21 protein-coding genes and 1 riboswitch are annotated in these 22,388 nt (G+C 43.1%); of the genes, 14 read left to right on the top strand and 7 right to left on the bottom strand.

Features of this window, described 5'->3' with window-relative positions; genetic code table 11:
- Positions 1 to 9 precede the first annotated feature (9 nt).
- Positions 10 to 1,380, top strand: coding sequence for an amino acid permease (locus tag M654_RS22800; protein ID WP_026585640.1), 1,371 nt, complete (start codon positions 10 to 12; stop codon positions 1,378 to 1,380).
- A 248-nt stretch (positions 1,381 to 1,628) separates the two neighbouring features.
- Here the strand turns inward: M654_RS22800 and M654_RS22790 are convergent, their stop codons facing one another.
- Positions 1,629 to 2,843 (bottom strand): DUF5667 domain-containing protein, encoded by a 1,215-nt coding sequence (locus M654_RS22790; protein ID WP_026585641.1) that lies wholly within the window; start codon positions 2,841 to 2,843, stop codon positions 1,629 to 1,631.
- A gap of 86 nt (positions 2,844 to 2,929) precedes the next feature.
- Positions 2,930 to 3,014, bottom strand: a riboswitch (cyclic di-GMP riboswitch).
- A 312-nt stretch (positions 3,015 to 3,326) separates the two neighbouring features.
- On the opposite strand from M654_RS22790, the gene M654_RS22785 reads away from it, so the two are divergent.
- The 3 genes from M654_RS22785 (at position 3,327) to M654_RS22775 (ending at position 8,278) form a co-directional block, all read left to right on the top strand.
- Positions 3,327 to 4,322, top strand: a complete 996-nt coding sequence (locus M654_RS22785; RefSeq protein ID WP_026585642.1) for a zinc-dependent alcohol dehydrogenase family protein — start codon at positions 3,327 to 3,329, stop codon at positions 4,320 to 4,322.
- Positions 4,323 to 4,497: 175 nt separating this feature from the next.
- Complete coding sequence (locus M654_RS22780) at positions 4,498 to 6,552, top strand: BglG family transcription antiterminator (RefSeq protein WP_026585643.1); 2,055 nt, start codon at positions 4,498 to 4,500, stop codon at positions 6,550 to 6,552.
- 4 nt (positions 6,553 to 6,556) lie between these two features.
- The gene (locus M654_RS22775) at positions 6,557 to 8,278 is read left to right on the top strand and encodes a PTS transporter subunit EIIC (protein WP_051290319.1); all 1,722 of its coding nucleotides are present in this window, start codon (positions 6,557 to 6,559) and stop codon (positions 8,276 to 8,278) included.
- Between the two features lie 116 nt (positions 8,279 to 8,394).
- Here M654_RS22775 and M654_RS22770 read toward each other — a convergent pair whose 3' ends face one another.
- Positions 8,395 to 9,666 (bottom strand): MFS transporter, encoded by a 1,272-nt coding sequence (locus M654_RS22770; protein WP_026585644.1) that lies wholly within the window; start codon positions 9,664 to 9,666, stop codon positions 8,395 to 8,397.
- A 221-nt stretch (positions 9,667 to 9,887) separates the two neighbouring features.
- Entirely contained in the window at positions 9,888 to 10,781 is an 894-nt protein-coding gene (locus tag M654_RS22765; protein WP_026585645.1) for a LysR family transcriptional regulator, read from the bottom strand.
- Between the two features lie 206 nt (positions 10,782 to 10,987).
- Here M654_RS22765 and M654_RS22760 point away from each other — a divergent pair, with 206 nt between their 5' ends.
- The 4 genes from M654_RS22760 (at position 10,988) to M654_RS22745 (ending at position 13,854) form a co-directional block, all read left to right on the top strand.
- Complete coding sequence (locus M654_RS22760; RefSeq protein WP_236251298.1) at positions 10,988 to 12,121, top strand: ATP-grasp domain-containing protein; 1,134 nt, start codon at positions 10,988 to 10,990, stop codon at positions 12,119 to 12,121.
- Entirely contained in the window at positions 12,105 to 13,328 is a 1,224-nt protein-coding gene (locus tag M654_RS22755; RefSeq protein WP_026585647.1) for an MDR family MFS transporter, read from the top strand. The genes M654_RS22760 and M654_RS22755 overlap by 17 nt, the downstream gene beginning before the upstream one ends.
- Positions 13,329 to 13,397: 69 nt before the next feature.
- Positions 13,398 to 13,646 carry a sigma-G-dependent sporulation-specific acid-soluble spore protein CsgA gene (locus M654_RS22750; protein ID WP_026585648.1) on the top strand — a complete coding sequence of 83 codons (249 nt, stop codon included), beginning with the start codon at positions 13,398 to 13,400 and terminating at the stop codon, positions 13,644 to 13,646.
- 16 nt (positions 13,647 to 13,662) lie between these two features.
- Positions 13,663 to 13,854, top strand: a complete 192-nt coding sequence (locus M654_RS22745) for a YbxH family protein (protein ID WP_026585649.1) — start codon at positions 13,663 to 13,665, stop codon at positions 13,852 to 13,854.
- A gap of 248 nt (positions 13,855 to 14,102) precedes the next feature.
- On the opposite strand, the gene M654_RS22735 is transcribed toward M654_RS22745, so the two are convergent.
- Positions 14,103 to 14,378 (bottom strand): hypothetical protein, encoded by a 276-nt coding sequence (locus tag M654_RS22735; protein WP_026585650.1) that lies wholly within the window; start codon positions 14,376 to 14,378, stop codon positions 14,103 to 14,105.
- 52 nt (positions 14,379 to 14,430) lie between these two features.
- Entirely contained in the window at positions 14,431 to 16,494 is a 2,064-nt protein-coding gene (locus M654_RS22730; protein ID WP_026585651.1) for a thioredoxin domain-containing protein, read from the bottom strand.
- A gap of 317 nt (positions 16,495 to 16,811) precedes the next feature.
- On the opposite strand from M654_RS22730, the gene M654_RS22725 reads away from it, so the two are divergent.
- Both M654_RS22725 and M654_RS22720 read left to right on the top strand, forming a co-directional pair.
- Positions 16,812 to 17,585, top strand: coding sequence for a DUF6414 family protein (locus M654_RS22725; RefSeq protein WP_051290320.1), 774 nt, complete (start codon positions 16,812 to 16,814; stop codon positions 17,583 to 17,585).
- The gene (locus tag M654_RS22720; protein WP_026585652.1) at positions 17,582 to 18,661 is read left to right on the top strand and encodes an AAA family ATPase; all 1,080 of its coding nucleotides are present in this window, start codon (positions 17,582 to 17,584) and stop codon (positions 18,659 to 18,661) included. The genes M654_RS22725 and M654_RS22720 overlap by 4 nt, the downstream gene beginning before the upstream one ends.
- 226 nt (positions 18,662 to 18,887) lie before the next feature.
- On the opposite strand, the gene M654_RS22715 is transcribed toward M654_RS22720, so the two are convergent.
- Together M654_RS22715 and M654_RS22710 are read right to left on the bottom strand one after the other, a co-directional pair.
- Positions 18,888 to 20,105, bottom strand: coding sequence for a GmrSD restriction endonuclease domain-containing protein (locus M654_RS22715; protein ID WP_026585653.1), 1,218 nt, complete (start codon positions 20,103 to 20,105; stop codon positions 18,888 to 18,890).
- A 186-nt stretch (positions 20,106 to 20,291) separates the two neighbouring features.
- Positions 20,292 to 20,465, bottom strand: coding sequence for a DUF255 domain-containing protein (locus tag M654_RS22710; RefSeq protein ID WP_081692806.1), 174 nt, complete (start codon positions 20,463 to 20,465; stop codon positions 20,292 to 20,294).
- A 282-nt stretch (positions 20,466 to 20,747) separates the two neighbouring features.
- Here M654_RS22710 and M654_RS22705 point away from each other — a divergent pair, with 282 nt between their 5' ends.
- The 4 genes from M654_RS22705 to M654_RS22690 all read left to right on the top strand — a co-directional run bounded on the left by M654_RS22705 (position 20,748) and on the right by M654_RS22690 (position 22,346).
- Positions 20,748 to 21,095 carry a sulfurtransferase gene (locus tag M654_RS22705; protein ID WP_077735869.1) on the top strand — a complete coding sequence of 116 codons (348 nt, stop codon included), beginning with the start codon at positions 20,748 to 20,750 and terminating at the stop codon, positions 21,093 to 21,095.
- Entirely contained in the window at positions 21,085 to 21,345 is a 261-nt protein-coding gene (locus M654_RS22700) for a metal-sensitive transcriptional regulator (protein WP_026585655.1), read from the top strand. The genes M654_RS22705 and M654_RS22700 overlap by 11 nt, the downstream gene beginning before the upstream one ends.
- A 125-nt stretch (positions 21,346 to 21,470) precedes the next feature.
- Positions 21,471 to 21,953 (top strand): DsrE/DsrF/DrsH-like family protein, encoded by a 483-nt coding sequence (locus M654_RS22695; RefSeq protein WP_026585656.1) that lies wholly within the window; start codon positions 21,471 to 21,473, stop codon positions 21,951 to 21,953.
- A 24-nt stretch (positions 21,954 to 21,977) separates the two neighbouring features.
- Positions 21,978 to 22,346, top strand: a complete 369-nt coding sequence (locus M654_RS22690) for a rhodanese-like domain-containing protein (protein ID WP_026585657.1) — start codon at positions 21,978 to 21,980, stop codon at positions 22,344 to 22,346.
- The last annotated feature ends 42 nt before the right edge of the window (positions 22,347 to 22,388 follow it).

The following is a 22,388-nucleotide window of genomic DNA, read 5'->3' as shown; positions in this document are numbered from 1 at the left end:
GGAAATGAAGTGGCGAAGGAAGAACTGAAGCGGGGCCTGGGAGCGCGTCATATTCAGATGATCGCTTTAGGCGGCACAATCGGTGTTGGTTTATTTATGGGATCAGCCAGCACGATTCAGTGGACAGGCCCGTCCGTCCTGCTTGCTTATGCAATCTGCGGGATTTTTATCTTTTTTATTATGCGTGCAATGGGAGAAATGTTGTATGTCGAGCCCAGCACAGGCTCATTTGCGACATTCGGCCATCAATATATACATCCGCTTGCAGGGTATATGACCGCATGGAGCAACTGGTTTCAGTGGGTCATTGTCGGGATGAGCGAGATTATCGCCGTCGGTGAATACATGCAGTACTGGTTTCCGGATCTGCCTGCCTGGATACCGGGCATCATCGCGATGGCGATTCTTGGAGGAGCCAATCTGATTTCCGTGAAGTCATTCGGCGAATTTGAATTTTGGTTTGCCATGATTAAAATTGTCACGATCATCCTCATGATTATCGCCGGACTGGGGATTATTTTCTTCGGTTTCGGCAATGACGGACAAGCGATCGGTTTGTCCAATCTCTGGTCGCACGGCGGTTTCTTTGCAGGCGGCTTCTCAGGCTTTTTCTTTGCGTTGTCTCTTGTGATCGCGGCTTATCAGGGAGTGGAGCTGATCGGCATTACTGCCGGCGAAGCAAAAGATCCGCAAAACACGCTAAAGAATGCGATTCAAAGCATCATCTGGCGGATTTTGATTTTTTACATTGGTGCCATCTTTGTGATTGTTACGGTGTACCCTTGGGATGAACTCAATTCGATCGGAAGCCCGTTTGTATCAACATTCGCGAAAATCGGCATTACCGCGGCAGCCGGAATCATTAACTTTGTCGTGATTACGGCGGCTATGTCAGGCTGCAACAGCGGGATTTTCAGCGCGGGCCGCATGCTTTACACATTGGGTGTAAACGGGCAGGCGCCGAAGTTCTTTACGAAGATTTCCCGAAATGGCGTGCCGTTGTACGGTACGATTGCCGTTTTGATCGGCCTGGCCGTCGGTGTCGTGTTAAATTATATTGCACCGCCTAAGATCTTTGTGTACGTATACAGTGCGAGTGTTCTCCCGGGGATGATCCCGTGGTTTGTCATTCTGCTCAGCCATATTGGATTCAGAAAGGCGAAAGGAGCGGAACTCGACAGTCATCCGTTCAAAATGCCTTTCGCTCCTGTGACAAACTATGTGACGATCGCCTTCTTATTGATGGTGTTGGTCGGCATGTGGTTTAACGATGACACGCGGGTGTCTTTGATTGTCGGAATCATTTTTCTGGCGGTTGTGGCTGTCAGCTACTATGTGTTTAGGATCGGAAAGCGTTCCTCGACAGATGTGCAAAAATGAAAAAAGGACCCGATATGTTTTCGGGTCCTTCCAGATTGTTGACAAAATCCCAAAACGGCTTTTAGTTTTGGGATTTTGTCATCCTTCTTTCAGCGTGATTGAAAACCCTTGCAGTCTAGGAAGGTCGAGCATCGTAGCGGAGCGAATGTTGCAATTCGTGAGCACCGACGCGCAGGCCTGACAACGAATGCGAGGGTTTGTCGACACGCTGAGGGTCACACGTATTGTGTGACCCATTGTTTAAGATATTACTCTTCGTCTTCTTTTTCTTTTTCCTTAAGTGCCTTTTCTTCTCTTTTCTTGGCTTCTTCCCGCTGTTTTTCAGCGCGTTTTTCTGCTTCTTCGCGTTGTTTCTCTTGAGCTTTTCTAGCTTGTTCTTCTTTTTTCTTGGCTTCCTCCAGCTGCTTTTCAGCGCGTTTTTGCGCTTCTTCGCGCTGTTTCTCTTGAGCTTTTCTAGCTTGTTCTTCTTTTTTCTTAGCTTCTTCCCGCTGCTTTTCTTCTTGTTTTTTCAACGCTTCCCGTTGTTTTACTTCTGCATTCGTACGCGCATCTTTTTTATCTTCATCATCTGTTTTATTGTCGGAGTCTTCTTTATCCTCTTCATCTGTTTTACTGTCAGACTCCTCTTTTTCGTCTTTAACCGCTTCTGCCGTTTCTTCGTTGATTTCTTCAGCAGCATCGGCTTGTTCTTCTGCCAGCTCTTTATTCAATTCAAGAAGTTCCTCATTGTACTCTTTTTCATCCATTTCACCGGACGCCAGTTTTTCTTCAAGTTCGGCGCGTTTTTCCTCAGCCTTTTGCTCGATTTTCGCTAATTTTTTGTTGAGTTTCTTTTCTAACTTCTCTTGTGCTTTGACGATATTTTTTTGCAACGCTTTTTTTGCTTCCGGGTTGTTGATTTGATTTAACACGTTTTGCAGCGCGAGGATGTTAGAAGAAAATTGTTCTTCAAGCTGGTCAGATGTATCTTCTTGTTTGTCACCATCATCCATTGGTTCGGATTGCTCGTATTTTTCCAGTGCTTCCTCTTGAAGCTCAACGGCCTCTTCAAGAATGTCACGGGCTAATTCTTCCTGACCTTCCGCAAGCAGCGCCTCTGCTTCTTTGATGCGTTCTTCAGCGAAAAACGCCAGCAATTCAGCCTCTTTCACTTCATCAAAGGCCAGGGCCAGCTGGACATTTTCCATGAGTCTTTTTGAGAAATAGAAGAAATCATCAGGCAGAAGTGAAGGTATGTCCTCATCATTTACAGATGTTGATTGTTCGGTATCCGCTTCATCTGTGTTTTTCGTTTCTTCGGCCTCATTTTCATTTGTGTCTTGTTGAACGGTTTCTTCTTCTTGTCCGTCAGATTGGTTGTCCTGCTCTTCTGCAAAAGCTTGTCCGGTTCCAAATACAAAAGCGAGAAGTGCGGCGGCAAAACCGGTCGAAACAATCATGCGGCCTTTTTTGAATAACGACATAAAAAAATCCCTCCAAAACAAAGTTTTTGTAAAGGAAGAATCGCTGAATCCACTCTGTAAAAACGGAGTGTTGACCCGATTCTTCATTTGGCAGCCCAGCCACCGTAGTGAATACACCGTAGGTCTGTGACTTTGCGCCTCTATTTTTCAATAGATTTGCCTTTTTCAAAAGAGAACGGTTCATTTGGTTAAATCGTTCAACTTTATCAAAATGAGTATACATTAAAAAAAGATGGAGGAATAGGATTAATTATTTATATATTTGTAATTTTCTGTTTAATAGAATTATTTACCTTCTTTTGTATGATAGAAAATCAGTGAAGACGCGGGCAGCCAGAGAGGGATTTTGATCAATCGAGTTTCTTCAATTCTGTCACATAACCCGGTGACAAATTACGGTCAACTGACGGCCGTTTGCAAAAGCTGAACATGCTACAATCGTATTGAAAGCGGAAACATTTAAATATCGGGAGGTCTGCCAAGATGAAAGCACTTGTAGTTGAAGCACCGTTTCAAGCGGTGGTAAAAGAGGTGCCATATCCATCACCGGGTCCGAAAGATGTTGTAATTAAAGTTGAAAACATCGGAATATGCGGAACCGATATTCATATTTTCAAAGGTGAGTTTCTGTCACCTTATCCGATTATTCCTGGGCATGAATTTTCCGGAACGGTATATGAAACAGGCCAGGACGTGACTAATGTAAAAATTGGTGATCGTGTGACAGCTGATCCGTCTTTGTTTTGCGGTGAGTGTGATTATTGTTTAACAAACCGCGGCAACCAATGCAGCAATTGGGGAGCCCTTGGGAATACAACAGATGGAAGCATGGCCGAGTATGTAAAAGTGCCGAGCCGAAATGTCGTGAAGCTCCCTGATACAATGAGCTTTGAGGAAGGTGCCTTTATTGAGCCGATGGCTTGTGTTGTACATGGGATGAATCGGCTCAATCTCCAAGTTGGTGACCGGGTTATTCTGTTTGGCGCAGGGGCGATGGGGCAGCAGTTGATTCAGTCGTTAAAAATGGCGGGTGCTTCAGAACTTGTGGTTGTCGACATCTCTCAAGAGAAACTCGACATGGCGCTGAAGTGGGGCGCGACAAAAGGTGTGCTGAGCGAAGATCTTAGACCTGAGGAATTTCCGACCGGATTTGATGTCGTGGTTGATGCCACTGGAATTCCTGCCGTGATCGAAAATGCCTTTCAGTTTATGGGGAAAACAGCGACATATCTGCAGTTCGGTGTGACGGCGCAAAATGAGTCGGTACGCCTTGATCCCTTTAAGCTGTACAACAATGACTGGACGATTTTAGGATCGATGGCCATTAATTATACATTTTTACCAGCGTTCCATTGGGTGAAAGAAAAGCGGATTGAGGTGGAGCATTTGATCTCGCAAAAGCTTACGTTGGAAAAAGCGGTCGGCTTTTTAAGAGGACCGAGAAGCTCTGATTTGTTTAAAGTTCAGATTAAGATGTGAAGCTCCATTCCCCTGGTCATGAACAGGGGATTATTTTTCTTAATGATGTGGATGAGGAATTGACATAGGTGCTGGATCAAGATGGATATATTGACGTTTACATGATCTTCATGTGATGGTGGATAAATATGGAATTTACGAACGTTGAAACGCGCTTAAGAAAGGAGCGGTCACAATGGAGCAACAAATTGTTATGAATTCACGGCAAAAACAGATCATCCATCGTCTGCTCCATGTAAGCAATCCTGTCCCGTTAAAAGAAATCGCCGAAGACCTGAATATTAGTGTCCGTACGGTTCAGCGGGAAATGAACGCCATCAAAAACATTTTGAAACACTATCAGCTTCATATCTCCAAAACATTTGGCATGGGAATGGTTCTGAAAGGAGAAAAAGCGAAGAAAGAACGTCTGGCATCTGATCTTGATTTTTTCTTTGAGATGAAGGACTATTCTCCGGAAGAACGAAAGCAGGGGTTAATTTGTGATTTGTTAAAGCTGGATGAGCCTGCGAAGCTGTTTGTTTTCAGCCGCCAATACCATGTGTCAGAATCAACGATCAGCCATGATCTCGAAAAATTAAAAGCATGGTTCGCTTCTTTTCAAATTCAGCTTCATCGTAAACCGGGCATCGGGGTGTACATACAGGGAGAAGACATGGACATACGACAAGCGATTGCGGCTGTGCTGCTTGAACAAATGCTTCCCGAAGCGTGGATTGAGCTGTTTCATAAAATGGATCATGCGAAAACGTGTGTAAAACAGCTGTTGCCTGATCGCTATCAGCGGCTGATCGACATTGAGCTGCTTCATAGAGTGCATCGTGTCATCACAGGTGTACTCTCACAAGAAGGCGTCCGGCTCGACGAGAGAGACATGCTTCATTTAAGCATTCACCTGGCACTTGCGATTACCCGCTGTTCGGGACGCCAGATCGAACACAATCGAACACTTCCGGTGGGTTACCCGCTGACCTCTCATGTGCTGAAGCGCATCGAAGCTACCTTTGATATTCAACTGTCACCAGACGACATCAACCATGTTAAACATCATTTGGCAGGCTTGGAAAAAGAGCAGCAAACCGTTAAGATCGATGACGCGTTTGCGGCCTATCTCACACAGCTTTTTATTTTGAAAACAGAGGAAGCGCTCCAAGAACCGTTAATGAATTCCTCTTTGCTCGAAGGACTGAAAAACCACTTGCGGTCTGCCTTGACACGCATCATAGGAGGACTGGCGATTCATAATCCGCTGCTGCGGCAAATTCAAGAAAAATACAAGCCCGTCTATAACGCCTGTGAACAAGGCGCCAAGGTCATCGCCGCGGAAATCGGCACACCCGTTCCCGATGCGGAAATCGCGTTTTTAACATTGCATATCGGCGCCTCTTATTACGACAGGCAGACGAAACAATCGGAATGCAGGGCGATTGTGGTCTGCGCAAGCGGTTTTGGCACTTCCCGCTTTATATCCGCTAAATTGAAAAAAGAAATCAGAAATCTTGTGATTGTTGATATCGTCGCTTCTCACCAGCTGGCAGAGTGGCTGAATGATCATGATACCATTGATTTGATTATCTCGACCATTCGTCTCGACCAGATGAAGGAAAAGACGGTCGTCGTTTCGCCTCTCTTAACCGATAAGGAAATCGGCCTTTTACAAAACCGCATCGCCAATTGCCGTCATGATAAAACAAACGTCAACAGCCCGATCGATGTGAATAAGGAGATGAAATATCTGCAAACGGCGGCATTTGGAGAGGGGATGCTGCAGATTTTCCGGCATTTTTCCGTCAGTTCGATCAGCATTCCGCCTAAAGTCCAATTTGAGATCAAGCGCCACCTTGATGTTTCCGATTTGCCTCTGGAAAACAGCTCTGTTTTTGTCGAGGATTTACAGAAACGGGAGGGAAAAGGCGGATTTATCGTGAATAAATTGGCTGTGCTTCATACTCGATCAACGGGAGTTTGGAGTTTATTTGTGCAACTGATCCGCTCCGATCGGCCGCTTTTTTGGAATGGGAAAGAAGCAGACGCTATTTTGGTGATGGCCGGTCCGGCGGATGCACCGGCCGAGCATTTTGCGGCATTGGGCGAAATCAGCCAATCGTTTATTGATGAACAGCATATCGAGGTGTTTTTAAAAGGAAGTGAAGAAGAGGTGAAACAGCAAATCAAACACACACTCGTCAAAGCATACAAAACAAGACTTCAGCATATTGGGGAGAAGTAACAGCGTGAAAAAGATATTCAGAATGTACAGCGCCGTCGTCTATCAAAACATGATTCTTGTGATCACAGCGGGAGTCGTCAATATAATGTTTGGCGAACACGGGTGGCTGCCGCTTCCCCGATTCGCCCCTGTCATCGACAGCCTGTATCTTTTTGTCATCCCGCTCATTTTTGCATTCACCGGAGGCAGAATGGCGGCAGGGCAAAGAGGCGGCATTGCGGCAGCGGCAGCCACGCTCGGGATCATTTTGTCCAGTGATCTTTCGATGATTCTCGCCGCTATGCTTTTTGGTCCGTTGTTTGGCTGGCTGTACAAGTATTGCGAAAGATGTACACAGAACAGATTTCCGATTGGAACGGAACTGCTGGTCAGCCACGTGACGGGTGCGTTTTTGTCGACCGGGTTTTTGCTTTTCTGTTTTTACGCTGCCGGTCCGTTTTTAAATACCGCGATGACACATTTTTATCACTTGGTGCTGACTGTGGCAAATTCTATATGGCTTCCGGCAGCCGCTCTTTTGATTGAACCGGGAAAGGTGCTTTTTTTAAACAATGTGATGAATCACGGCCTTCTTGGGCCGCTCGGCATCCAGCAGACGAAAGAGCTGGGCAAATCCATTTTCTTTCTGCTTGAAGCTAACCCGGGACCGGGATTAGGCGTGCTCATCGCCTGTCTTTTCCGTCTTAAAAAGGAAGAGTGTCTGGCGTTAAAAACAGCCATTGGGATTCATGCCATCGGCGGCATCCATGAGGTTTATTTTCCATACATTTTAAAGCGCCCCTTGCTCTTTCTGCCGTTAATCGCAGGCGGCGCGGCGGGCACCGCTGTGTTTTCTTTATTCAACGCGGGACTGGCTTCCACCGCTTCCCCGGCAAGCGCGCTGCTTATCTTATTGTTATCACCAAAAGGGGATATACTGTCTGTAGCTGCTGGCATGGCCGTTTCCTGTGCAGTCTCATTGATGTTATCTATACTGATTTTGTCCCCTTCAAGACATCATGATGAGCCGATGTCATCCGACGATGATGAGCCGGTTCCTGCACGTCACCCCCGGAAGCTGATTGTGACATGTGATGGCGGACTTGCTTCAAGCGCGATGGGCGCCGCTATTTTAAAAAAGCTTACAACCCGTAAATATCCGAATTTGCAGATTGGCTATGCCGCCATCCATCAAATCCCCCAAGATGCGGATGTTATCATCGGACAACAGGAACTAAAGCCGGAAGTGAAAAAATACAATCCTAATGTTCCGTATATCGGCCTTTTGTCATTGGCTGATGAAAGAGAATATGACAAGGTCCTTTCATATCTTGCGCCAAATCGTGATGAACGGCTGATCCTGCTGAAGCAAACAGCCGAAACAAAAACGGAAGCGATCATGATGCTGGGTGAATGCATGCAGACCCTCGGCTTCATAAATCGTACGGACGGAACGCTGGAAAAATATCCCGTTCTCAGAAATGGAGCGGCTGTTTTCCGCAGTTCCGGCAAGACGGCGGGACTTGTGATCATCCAGTTTCCCGAAGGGGTTTATTTTAAAGGCGCGCCGGTTTATCTGCTGATCGGACTTTCTGGGAGCAGCCCTCAACAGCTTCGTGCGGCGAATGAAATCAAGGCGGTGTTGTCAGATGAAAGCATCAGCAGCCGATTGCGGCATACCGACGACAAGCAGGAGATCCTGAAGGCGTTTCGGCCTTTTTTCCTGCAAAGTTTTTCTAAAACATGATACGGACAATCTGACAGACGCTGTTTTTCGTTTTGTATAGCATCCCAGCGTCTGTTTCATTTGTAAATATCAATAAGTAGTGACCAGTGTCCTGACGGCGCCGTCCCCCGCACAGGCTAGGCCTTTGTTTCTCTTATACAGTCTATCTGCTGCCGTGTCGGCTGTTCAGACTCCGGCAGGGTGATAAAAACAGTCAAAATCGAGCTGATAACATAAAGGATGGCCAGCACCCAAATGACCCCGGCCGAGCCGATCGTTCCGATGAGCAGCCCTACAAGTGCAGGCCCTACAAAAACAGGCAGGCCGGCGCCAAGATTCAAGATGGAAATCGCGGCACCTTTTTCTTCTTGAACAAGTGAAGGAACAAGTGCGGACAGCGGGACATAACCGGCCAAAGAAGCCCCCCAAAGCATTCCGGCTATCGTAATCATGACGATATTGCCATTCGTCCATTCCGGTGAATAATATAACAGCAACGTAGAAATGGCTGCCGATACGCCGCCGAACCAAATAACGGTATTCCGCCATCCCAGCTTGTCGCCGATGACGCCAAAGCAAACATTGAACAAAATATTACTTGTGAAAATAGCGCCCCAAATCTGCAGCCATGTTGTTGTGGAAATACCGAAATCCGCCATATGGAGCGGCAAAAAAACCGGAAAGGCAAACTGCGAGGTTGTGTTAATGGTTCTCACGATGCCGCCGAGCAGCACTTTAGGCTCCCGTTTAACAATCGTCACACCTTTGAAAAGCTCTTTTACTTTTTGTTTCGCTGTTGTATCTTTTTTTCGTTCAAGCTTGTCACGGTTTAAGACGAGGGCAAAAAATGCCCCAAGCGTCACCCAAAACAGCGAGCTCCACATTGTGTTTAAATGCCCCATATATATGATGGCCCAACTCGAGTAATATGCCCCAAGCACATTTAGTCCGCCTGTAAAGAAAAACCAAAACCACCCTGCGGCCGTGCTGAGTTTTTCTTTCGGGCTGCGGTAGGCGATCCAAACGAGAAACGAATAGGCAAACAGCGGATAGCCGAAGCCGCGTACGGCATATGTCACAAGCATGGTAGAAAACGACAGGTCAGGCATCCCGAACCCGACAAAGCCTATTGTTCCGAGAATATAAAGCAAAAGCCCTGTCAACATTGTTTTTTTCGCACCAAGCGCCTCGACCAGCACACCGGAAAACCAGGAAGAAATCGCGATCGTTACTCCATAAGCCGTAAATAAAGTCGCTGAAAGCTGAACTGTCAGACCACGATCAACCAAATAAGGGCTAAGCCAGCCGATCTCGATGCCATCTCCCATCATAAAAATTAGGATCCCCAAGTATCCCCAGCCGATTTTACTTGGAATGCCGATTTTATCTAAAACATTCTGTGGTTTCATTGCATTCATTCCTCTCCATCACCTCATATTGTTTGCGCTTTCATTGCTAATATTGTAACGTGTTTGCACATAAAGCCGTGCCCATACTTCCGGCAGTTTTGGCGAAGAAACTTGTGACAAAATCAAGCGAGCACAAAAAAACCAATTGCTTGGTACGAACAATTGGTTTCGCTTTAAAACCCATGTCGACTGATTGCAGGCATATGCCAAAAACCTGCCGATTAAGGTGTATACGGAGCGGTTTTCATCATTTGCATAAAGTTAATGGCAGAAGCAGAAAGGTAATCTTCTCTTCTCATGCATAATGAAATCGGATTTTTCAAGTTGATTTTCTCGACATGAACCGTTGCAATATCCCCGCGGTCCATATATTCGTTCACTTCAAGAGCGGAGGCGAACATCACGCCATACCCTTCCATAACCGTTCTGATCGTTTCGTTCAATCCGTTGATTTGTACACCTATTTTTGGTTTGTCTACATGATGCAATGTACATAACGAAATCAATTTCTCCCGGGAAAAACTGCCTTCTTCCCGAAAGACAAACGGTTCTTTCACAACTTCTTCCAATGTTGTGTGCTGTGATGCAAGCTTGTGGTCTTTATTGACGACAAACAGCATGTCATCTTCCAAAAGCAGCGTTCCTTTTATGAAGGGGCCGAATTCCGTTGTTCCGCCGATCAGGCCTATGTCCGCTTCATAGTTGATCAGCTGTTCACAAGCCTTTTGAAAATTCGTGGTCGTAATTTCCACTTCTGTCTTGGGAAATAGCTGTTTAAATTGGCTGATCCATCTTGGCAGCAAAAAATTGGCGGGGAGAAAGGTGGCGGCAATGCGCAGCTTTCCCATTGAACCCTCTTTTAACTGTTTGACATATGATTCAATTTCTTTTTCAAGTGAAAACAGCCGCTTTGCCTGTTTTGCAAGCTCTGCGCCGGACTGTGTCAACAAGATGCCTCTGCCTTTAGGAACGAGTAAGGTACAATCGATATCGCGTTCTAAATTCTTAATTTGAGAAGTAACGGCCGGTTGGCTGATGTTTAACTGTTTGGCGGCTTGGGTGACACTGCCTGTTTCAGCGACCGTATAGAACAGCCGCAGTGCATGAAGATTCATGTTTCACACCTCTAATCATAAATAAGATTTATGAATATCTAATAAAGATATATTAGAGTTATCTAAATACTTTCATTATTATAAAATTGAAAAACGTCTTTTACAAGAAAGGAGAACCTGTTATCAGTACGCTTATTCTGAATAAAACCGCTTATGGCAAATCTCCGTATGATGTATGGCTGGAGGAACTAGACGGACCGGTGGTGATGCTGACTTCAGCAGACCGTGTGAATGAATGCCGAAATTATGATGTGATCGAAGCGTTTGACGATTATCCGGTGAATGGGTGTATCGAAATGCGCGCTTTGGAGCTGAATGAAACGTATCACTTTAAAACGATTATTGCCTCATCGGAATTTGATATGTTGAGAGCGGGGAAGCTGAGATCGCTTTTGGGGATAAAAGGGCAGTCTTATGAAAGCGCCCGGCTGTTCCGCAACAAAGTGTTGATGAAAGAGCATGTTAAAAAAGCGGGTGTAAGGGTTCCTGATTTTAAGAAAATCGACTCGGCCGCCGACTTATCTATGTTTGTTCAAACTTTCGGTTTTCCTGTGATCGTAAAGCCTGTCTACGGCTCAGGATCTGTTGATACAACCGTTTTGAGGAACCGGCAGGACATGTGGGATTTTCTTGCGAAAGGTCTTCCCGATCATCTGGAGGTTGAGGTGTTTATCGAAGGAGATATGTATCATATAGACGGCCTCATTTTAGGAGGAGAGACTATCCTGAGCTGGCCGTCCCGTTATATCAACGGGTGTCTGGCGTTTCAAGAGCAACAGTTTTTAGGCAGCCTCCAGCTTGAACGGAAAAATCCGCTCACCCGCCGGTTGATTGATTTTGTTCAAAAAGTGCTTGATGCCCTGCCTGTTCCCGAGACGACAACATTTCATGCTGAAGTATTTCACACACCGGACGATGAGTTGGTGTTCTGCGAAGTGGCCAGCAGGACAGGCGGCGCTATGGTGCGTGAAGCAACTGCGCAAACTTTCGGCTTTGATATCAATGAAGTGTGTGTCAAAGCGCAATGCGGCCTGGACTTTCATATTCCCGAGATGAACAACGGTCCGCGTCATTTAAGCGGCTGGCTGTTGATTCCTCCAAAAGACGGCGTGCTGAAAGAAATTAAGGCTGCTCCGTCAGCCGGCTGGTTAGCAAAACAACACATTTCCGCTCAACCCGGGGACAGGTTTCACGGCTCATCCTCCAGTGTAGATGCGATTGCAAGCTGCCTGGTTACCGGGCGCACAGAAGCTGAATTGAGCGGCAGCATTGACCGGCTTGCAATGTGGTTTCAAGATCATACCGTATGGGGAAAAGCTTCTGATGTTTACACAATTTAAAGCATTCAGCCGCCTTCATCCGCTGATCCGGTTTTTGCTGATAGGCACGCTTGTCACGAAGGCGGCTAAGTCGATGACAACGCCGTTTTTGGCGCTCTATCTGCATATGAAAACGGGAGCTGATTTTGCAGCCATCGGGCTTGTGATCGGTTTAGGCTATTTTTCAAGCACTGTAGGAGGGGTAGTCGGAGGAGCGCTTTCAGATAGAGTCGGCAGAAAAAAGGTGATGCTTTCAGCGATTTTCATCTGGAGCTTTGTGTTTATTTTTTTCGGGCTTGTCCATGATTTCATGTGGTTTTTATTGTTAAACATGTTAAGCGGGCTGTGCCATTCGTGTTTTGAACCTGTATCTAAGGCTTTGATGGCCGAGTTATCGGAACGGGAAATGAGATTCCGCATCTTCTCTTTGCGGTATTTGGCCATCAATATCGGAGCCGCAGTCGGCCCTTTATTGGGAACTTATTTCGGTTTTGCCAAAACAGGAGCTCCGTTTATCATCACAGGTCTTGTCTATTTTGGCTATGCTGCATTTTTGAGCGTAATGATGCGGCACATCACGGTGGAAGAGACAAAAACCGCTCCGAAGCCAGTTCGGGCAAGTTCCGTTGTGAAAACGTTAAAGCAGGACAAGGCACTTCGCTTTTACATAGCCGGTGGCATCCTTTTGTTGTTCAGCTACTCGCAAATGGAAAGCACTTTGCTGCAGTATTTGAATCACGACATTGCAAACGGGGTTAACATCTTTTCGGCTTTAATCACCTTAAACGCGGTTACCGTCATCCTTTTACAAGTTCCGCTCACCCGTTTGTTTGAAAAGTACAAATCCTTAACCACGATATCAATAGGAACCGTTTTTTGCATTTTGGGGTATATCGGATTTTCTGTCGCAAATGGCTTGATTTTTTTCATGTTTTCGATGTTTGTCCTGACAATCGGCGAAATTTTATGTTTCCCTTCAATGAATGTCCTTTTGGATGAGCTGGCTCCAGATCATATGAAGGGCGCTTACTACGGCATGCAAAATGTGTACAACATCGGCGAGTTTTTAGGGCCGTGGCTGGGTGGGATGATTCTTGGCTTGTACGGAGGAAAGGTCATCTTTCTCATTGCCGCGTTTTCGGTCTTCTTGGCTTTAGGCGCTTACCATATGGGAAGGAGAAAGTTTTTATCTGCACAGCATCATGGTGTATCGCCTTTTTCTTATTGAAAATTTGCGCCGCTCATGCATGAATCATCACGAATTCACCCAACCTAAAGGAAAAAAGGAGATTGAATCATGGATACCACATTAGGCTACCTCTGGGAATCGCTGTCCAATCATCTTGAGCATGACACAGGACAGAGCATTTACAGAAAAATCGCCTCCCAGCAATACGCGAATGAGGAAGAATTCGTCAGACACTTGGATGAGCGCGAAATGGCTTTTCTGAATAAAGTGCTCGAACATGAGATCACATATGCGCTGAATGAACAGGATCACAAACGGACGCAAGAACTAAATGAAGTGTATGAACTGCTGTTTTGAAAGGCGGGCCGAATAGATGGGAGCGATCGAAAGGAACGGCTATACATTTGAACCGGAGTACAGTGTCACAAGGCAAAACGGAGCGATTCACGTGTACCGGCGCGGGGAGTTTGTCGAGGAGATTCCGTTTGATTTTCGCGGGGAATTTCCGGAGCATGATTTGATCGAAGAGCTGGTGAATCATTATTGTTATGAGAATAAGATATAGCAAAAGGACTGCCGTCGGGATACGGCAGTCCTTTCAGCGTGTCGACAAACCCTCGCATCCGTTGTCAGGCCTGCGCTTCGGTGCTCACGAATTACAACATTCGCTCCGCTCCGATGCTCGGCCTTCCTAGACTGCAAGGGTTTTCAATCACGCTGAAGGGAAGACAAAATCCTAAAACTTTAAACCGTTTAAGGATTTTGTCAACAATCTAAAAGGACTGCCGTGGTGATACGGCAGTCCTTTTATGCTTATTTTTTCTTTTGATCATAATAATGGACCGGATACATCGATCCTTCCGAAACCATCTTATTGTCCTCAATATCCTGCGGAGACGGGTTTCCTGCTTTCTCGACCGGGAATGAGGTTTTTTCTTGTTTACCCGAGAAATAAGGGATTTTTTCTTTTGCGTTTTCGATGTACGCTTTGAGCTTTTGGCGGTTGGCCTGATCCTTCAACATATACACGGCGACTCCGGTGATAACGGTTGGAACTGCGAGACGTGACATGACGTTTTTTTGCTTCATGCATCCAAACCCCTTTCTGGTTTTTAAATGCTATTCCCATGATCACCGCCTCTTAAACGGAAAGGAGCCGGTTCAGCGCTTCGTCTATATCAGTCGTCGGCTGCTGGCAGGCGAAGTTTTCGCAAATATAAACCGTTGTTTGGCTGTCGACAGCTTTGTATTCTGCCGCGAATTCGGCAACGCCTTTAAAATCATCCGGCGATTCCGCGGCCAGGATGGCGTAGTTCGGCTGAAAGGCCTGCTGCAACGCCGTGATGATTTTTTGCCGGGCAGGGTCATCTTGTTTTCCAAGCACGACAATTTCTTTTTGCGGCATCACATGGCTTAACAGGCTTTGGAGAAAGTTTGTATGGCCGCTCGGGTAGGATGAGATGTCACCATAAAATGCAGAAAACATTTTCGTAACCTGGTCGATTAGTGACAAATCGCCCGTCAGCCGTCCGAGCCGCAGCAGCTGTACGGCCGCGACGCCGTTTCCGGAAGGGAGGGCGCCGTCGTATACTTCTTTATCCCGGACGATTAACGCTTCGGCGTCGCTTCCGGTGAAATAAAAGCCGCCATGCTCTTCATCCCAAAACAGCCCGGTCATGTCTTCGGCCAGTTCTTTTGCCTTCCGCAATTCATTCAAATCGAATGATGCTTCATACAATTCGAGATATGCCCACAGCAAAAACGCGTAGTCGTCGATGAAACCTTTATGTTTAACTTCACCGTCGCGATAGCGCACCATCACCCGTGCGTCTTTGATCAGCTCGCCTTCGATAAAAGAAGCGGCGGTCCGCGCCATATCAAGGTATTCCGGCATCTCGTACACCTTCGCCGCTTTGGCGAGGCCGGCGATCATCAAGGCGTTCCAGGATGTCAGCACTTTATCGTCAACATGCGGGTATGTCCGGGTCTGCCGTTTTTCAAACAGTTTGTTTCGCGCTTCTTCAAGCTTTTCTTGAAGCGCTGCATCTGTTATGGAGAACTCGGCCTTCACATCTGCCCATCTCGTATAAATCAAGTTCGGAATATTGTGCCCCTCAAAGTTGCCTTCGGGTGTGATGTTGTAGACGGCGCAGTACAAGCGGCCGAGGTCGTCTCCGAGCGCTTCCAGGATTTCGTCTTTTGACCATACATAATACTTGCCTTCTACACCTTCCGTGTCGGCATCAAGCGCTGAATAAAAAGCGCCTTTGTCATCGGTCATTTCCCTTTGGACAAAGGTGATGATCTCTTCGGAAATCCGGCGGTACCGTTCGTTTTTCGTCAATTGATAGGCCTCTGTATAGGCGATGAGCAACAATGCATTGTCATAGAGCATTTTTTCAAAGTGGGGGACGAGCCATTCGTTGTCGGTCGAATAGCGGGCGAACCCGTAGCCGATATGGTCGTAGATGCCTCCGTCCGCCATGCTGTCAAGCGTTTTCGTGACGCTGTACAAGGCGTTTTCTTCCCCGCTGTATTGGTGGTAGCGAAGCAGAAAGGACAGCATATGGGGAATCGGAAACTTCGGCGCGCTGCCAAAGCCGCCGAACGCCGCATCAAAGCTGTTGATCATCTGTTGATACGTGCGCATGAGAATATCCTCGCCAAGAGACTCGCCGCCTTCGCTTTTCGCTTTGATTCTTAAATTGTTGGCCGCCTTTTCGGCGATGTCTTCCACATGATCGCGGTTTTTCGCAAACGTATCAGAAAGCTGCTTCAATACTTCGACAAACCCCGGTCGGTTAAAACGGCTTGTCTTCGGAAAATATGTACCGGCATAAAACGGCTTCTGCTCAGGCGTCAAAAAAACATTCAACGGCCAGCCGCCCTGCCCCGTCATCATCTGGCAGATCGTCATATAAATCGAATCGACATCAGGCCGCTCCTCGCGATCGACTTTAATGGAGATAAACTTCTCATTCAAGAGCTTCGCGACTTCTTCGTCTTCGAAGCTTTCGTGGGCCATGACGTGGCACCAATGGCAGCAACTGTATCCAATACTTACCAATACGGGTTTGTTTTCTTTTTTCGCTTTTTCGAAAGCGCCTTTACACCATGGGTACCAATCAACAGGATTATAAGCATGTTGAAGGAGATACGGTGACTTTTCGTTTATGAGTCTGTTAGGGATGTTTTTTGGTGACATAGGATTACCTCTTCTCTTTTTTTGATGGAAAAAGTATTCTTAGCTTACCACAGTTATTTTTCAAAAATTCCTCTCTTAAAAACAATAAGTTATCATAGGTATTTCATTTCAAATGAGTTGTTTTGAAACATTATTCCAGTTCAAAGAAAAAGCCTCATAAAAGGACTGAGAGTGATCTAATATTTTTCTAGGGTTATTAGACCTATAATGTTAAAATTTAATAAGAAAGGAATTTTTATTATAAGTGACACAATAGTAATGCATGATTACATAAGTTTGCGATTTATAATGGTCAATAATACAGGGGGGAATACTTCATGAAAATTAAAAAAGTTATTTATTTTGACGAAGGCTCTGCCACTGATTTCTTGCAAATACATTTTGGAGGTAATATTGTAATTGAAGACGAAAAACAAGGAAAATTACGTTATGATGTTAATGGATCTGCTAAAGGTGAGTTAAAGGCGGGAAGTAGTTTTTTTTCTTTCTTAAAAGCAAGCTTTTCAATGAGTGGAAATGCTGAGTTTTCAAAATCCAAAAATTCTTTATATAAAACAACCATTTCTAATACAATCTTGTCAGATTTCGTTGATTTTTCAAGTGATCCAGAAATTAATAAAGGGATAGAAGTTTTCAAAGGGTATAAAGTAAATCCAATTCCAGAATCGTTTACATTTGTTAAGATGTATACACCTTTTATTAAAATGCTTAAAGAGGATTCTACATTTACTAAAGAACTTAAAGATTTTAACTATATGGATTTTGATGAAATATTAAAAGGAGGGAAAGGATATTATGAATTAAAAGCAACTAAAGATGAACATAGTGCAATCCTTCGTTTTAATATTAATGCTTTTAGAAATAGTTATAGTTTAACTGATTTAACAAAAATGAAATTAATATATTACGGAATAGAAGTTGGAGAATGTAGAGAAGAAGATCTTAAATTAGAGAATGAGTTTGCCCAAGAGGAAAAGAAAGGGAATAACCCTTCTGTTGAGGGTACTTATTATGGTCGAACGAGTAATGATCTAGAGGTTTTAAAAATATACGATGTTTTTTTAGCGGGGATTTCAGGTGATAACAAATGAACATGACAATTTTTTATGGACCTGTTGAAGAATTTGAAAAGATAATTCCAGAAGAAAAAACCAATACGCTTTCTTGGATCGTTAAAGAAATAGACCTCTTACATCAAGGTATAAGACTTAAAGAATTTGAGGCTTTTCATTCTCTTATTGTGTATTCAGATGAATATTCAGGGGTAAAAGATCATTTTATAGAAGGATTTATAAATAATATTTTTGAATATAAAAGCTTTTACGGGTTTGAAGAAGTATATATTCATAATCCTCCTAAACGGATTGTTGACCAATTGAAAAATTCAAAACTAAAAATTTCTCTAAGCACTAAAGAATTCGAATACAAAAAAATGACTCGCGAAACCCTAGCAAGTATTAAATACAATTTTAATAGTGAAGTATTTGGACAAGAAACGGCAAAAAATGAGATATTACAAACTCTTTATCCATTAATAAATGTAGGAAATCAAAAGCCTGTGGTTTTAATGTTGTACGGTCCGGCAGGTGTGGGAAAAACTGAAACGGCTAAGTTAATGAATAAAATTTTGTATGGAAACAAAACAGATTTGTTCAGAATACAACTCTCAATGTTTCATAATGACACCTTCAGTTCCTATTTGTTCGGAGACAGGACTAATTCTTTTGCTAAAGATTTAATTGACAGAGAAGCAAACTTAATCTTGCTTGATGAATTTGATAAAGCTAACCCTATATTTTACAGTGCGTTTTATCAATTGTTTGATGAAGGTAGATTTGTAGATAAGTACTATGATGTAAAGCTGGACAATGCTATTATTCTTTGCACTTCTAATTATCAAAACACAAGGGAAATAGAAGAGAGCCTGGGGAGTGCGATTTATTCAAGGTTTGATAACTTTGTTAAATATCGTCCTTTATCAGCTGTAGCAAAAAAGAAGATTATGCAGAGGTCTTACGAGAGTGAATTAAAAAGGTTCAACGAAGAAGATAGAGAATTTTTAGAGAAAGAAGAGATCCTTGAAAAAATGACTCCAGTTTTAAATCAGTTACATAACGCAAGGGAAATAAACAAGTTTATGAAAAGGTTATTATCATTTCCGCTATAGAGCGAATCTGAATCAATAATTATTATAGGAATTTAACTCATATTTCTTCATCCACACTACTATGATAGGAATATAAGAGCCGACTTTGTTGTTGTCGGCTCACAATAACTGTTTCCCTGCAAAAACATTTAAACCTTTAAAGCTCTCATGGATATTTGAAGAGAACTTTTTTATTGAGTTATATATCATAAATATTGAAAAATATATTTAAAAATGAGAAATCTAATTAAGAAAGTGCCGGTAGCTGCTCATTTGATAAACTCTCATAATTCTGTAGTAGGCTATTGTATTTTTCGCGACGTTCTTTATTAGAATTATTGACAAAGTTTATATTGTTAATCCATTTAGTCAGAAAATCTTTCTGGTTATTATTCATTTGTGATATATCGTTATTTATAAACAGTCCAATTAAATAAGTGATAATGTCAATTCTATCAGGAGTTTTAACTCCATTTGTAGTTGTAACAAATTCAAGAGTATTTCTTAATGATTCTAATGTGATATGAATCATTTTTTTGATGTCTTCAACAGAAGCTTTACCTATTAATTTAGGTTTTACATCTGAGGGTATGGGGCTAGAGTTACTCGTGCGCTTTTTAGATGTTACTATATAAAATGCAGGGTTCAAAGCAGCTAATGGAATAGAGATTTCTGCTGATTTTCGAGGGAAAAGGTCTTCAAAACCATAGGCGTATAGTTTATCAGCAAATGGATTTGCATAATCTTTGTAAAAGTCTATACCTTTAACCAATAGATCGGTTAAATAAACCATTGAAGCAGTAACCTGACTTCCTGCCAGGTTGAGGACATTAAACCAATTCATTTGTTCTTTTTTTGACATGTTTTTGGCGAAATTCACAACATAATAATATGTTTGGTGCTTTTTACGAATAGTTGATAATACGTCTTTTATATTATCTTTTTTTAAATAATTTGTATTATTCACATAATCTAAATATACGCTGTGATCTTTATTATAAAGAATCCCTACAGGAATTTGATAATTTTCAGGGGATGAAGCAATATCAATAGTTCTGAACTTCCCTTTGTGAAGATCCAAAACAATATTTTGGAAGTCAGGATCATTGGTATATGCTTTGTAATTAGCTGATAAACGTTGCTGTCCGTCTGCTACCGATAATTTTCCCACCAAATTTTCAGTGTCTAATAGTCTTCTGTCCAAAAAACTAATTTGTTCAATAACTTGACTAGGATCATCAATTAAATTAATTGATATTGGTGCAACAGCTGCTTTTCCACTAAGTTGATAATTAAAGAGGCTTACTGCTTTCTCTTTTGTCCAACGAATGTAAGTTTGAAAAATAGGAAGTACAATATTGCCCTTTGCAATTTCTATACAAAGATTTTGGATCGTCAAATCTTTGCGTTCTTTACTTGGATCAAAATTCGCGTGTTCCATGAGTTCTTTAAGTATCTGGTCCATTAAATCCCAACTTTCTATTTTTTATAAAGTCTATCCTATGATGAAATGATATCCTTATATTGATTAATTTGTCAATTAGAAAGGTGGCAGCTAGATCAAATATTACTTGGATTTTCGTTTTTTAATACTTTTTAATTGAGCAGCTAAGGGGCGGTGAATTATTTTTACCATTTTAATTCGGGTAGCTTAACGAACGTGATACCAGTGAAAAGTCGAATAGCCGATGCTCACAAGAACAGGCTTGTTCTCGCGCTTCGCTTTTTCAAATGCTTCTTCTCCCCAAGGATACCAGTCAACGGGGTTGTGGGCGTGTTGGAGCAGGTATGGGGACTTCTCATCGATCAGTCTGTTCGTTGGCATGGGGTCACCTTCTTTCTTTGTTTTAATTTACCACACTTGGATAAAAAAATACCATGAATGCATAAATGAACTCGCAGGAACCTTTTAAAAAATCAGTACCAGTTAAATGGGCTAAAGCAGGTATGGCGACTTCTCACCGATCAATCTGTTCTTGTATCTATTCAAAAGGAAAAACCTTCACACTTGACCACAATACCCATTAGGGTATATCATGTTCGTGAACAAAAATTCGTTCATAAGGTGGTGTGTTAAATGAGTTATTTGCTGATCCCGCTCCCGTTCATGATCATCTTTGATGCGTATAGACGTTATGATCCTGTTAAAGGAATTGCTTGTATCAACAGGGATGAATTAAAGAGCTTGGACATGACGATCTTGGATATTCGTCATTATCATGATACATCCAACTACTCTGATGCTGCACTTTTACACATTCCCTATGCGTATTTAAAACGTTATTATTTAGATATTCCACAAGATAAGATACACATAATTGCTGGGGATAGGGTAGAATTAAATTTAGGAGTGCGTTTTTTAAAACGCAAAGGTATTCATGTGCATAGTTATGAGGTGGCAAAATGCAAATGTATAAATCAATCAAAGAAAGGATTTCTGCGATATGGAGTATAATCAACAGATTAAAAACCGTCTGCGCCGGATAGAAGGACAAATTAAAGGTGTGTTGACGATGATGGAACAAGAAAAAGATTGTCGAGATGTTGTGACCCAATTGGCAGCATCACGAAATGCCATCGACCGTGCGTTGGGTGTGATTGTCAGCACCAACCTTGAACACTGTGTTCGTGAAAGCCTGACAAAAGGAGAGGATACAGAAAACTTAGTCAAAGAGGCTGTTGAGTTATTGGTAAAGAGTCGATAAAAAAATTCATCAGCCTATATGGTTGACGGATTTTTATAAGCGTTATAAAATACCCGTACCGGTATATGCATATATTTTTTGAATCAAATATACCCTGTAGGGTAATTAGAGATAGGAGGAGAAGCATGACAGAACAAACAAAACGCACAACAATTGTTTTATTTAGCGGGGATTATGATAAAGCGATGGCTGCTTATATTATTGCAAATGGAGCGGCCGCCTATGATCATGAAGTGACCATCTTCCATACGTTTTGGGGATTGAACGCTTTACGTCAAGAAGAGCTGGTTCCTGTGAAAAAAGGATTTCTTGAAAACATGTTTGGGAAAATGATGCCTCGCGGTGCTGATAAGATGGGTTTATCTAAAATGAACTTTGCAGGTATGGGTCCTAAAATGATGAAAAATGTTATGAAAAAGCATAACGCACTGACATTGCCCCAGTTAATTGAGATGGCTCAAGAACAGGATGTAAAGCTCGTAGCTTGTACGATGACAATGGATCTGCTTGGTTTGCAGGAAAAAGAATTATTAGATGATATCGAATACGCAGGTGTAGCTGCATATTTAGCAGACGCTGAAGACGGTCATGTCAACTTATTTATTTAATTGAAGAGGGGTGGATTCAATCCGATGGATAGCGGAGTCATCATCTATACCTTGCTTATTTTGTTTTTACTATGGATCGTGATTCGGAATTTTTCACCAGTAAAAGGTGTGAAACAAATCACAACGACAGAATTAAAATCAGAGCTGAAAAATAAAGGGAAGCAGTTTGTAGATGTTCGAACACCTGGTGAGTTTCGTACAAGGCATATTAAAGGATTTCAAAATATTCCCTTGTCCATATTGCCTCAACAAACTAGTCAACTTTCGAAAGATCGGGAAGTATTGGTTATTTGTCAAAGCGGCATGAGAAGCATGAAGGCGAGTAAGGTATTGAAGAAACAAGGGTTTAAACATGTCACAAATATAAAAGGCGGTATGAATGCATGGCATTAGACGGAAAAAGATATTTTTTTGACCGGTCATATACCCCCGCCC

It is taken from the genome of Bacillus sp. NSP9.1, from assembly GCF_000465465.2.
GTDB classification, from domain to species: domain Bacteria; phylum Bacillota; class Bacilli; order Bacillales; family Bacillaceae; genus Bacillus; species Bacillus sonorensis_A.
The sequence above is the reverse complement of the archived record's forward strand: the minus strand, read 5'-3'. Positions and strand labels throughout refer to the sequence as shown.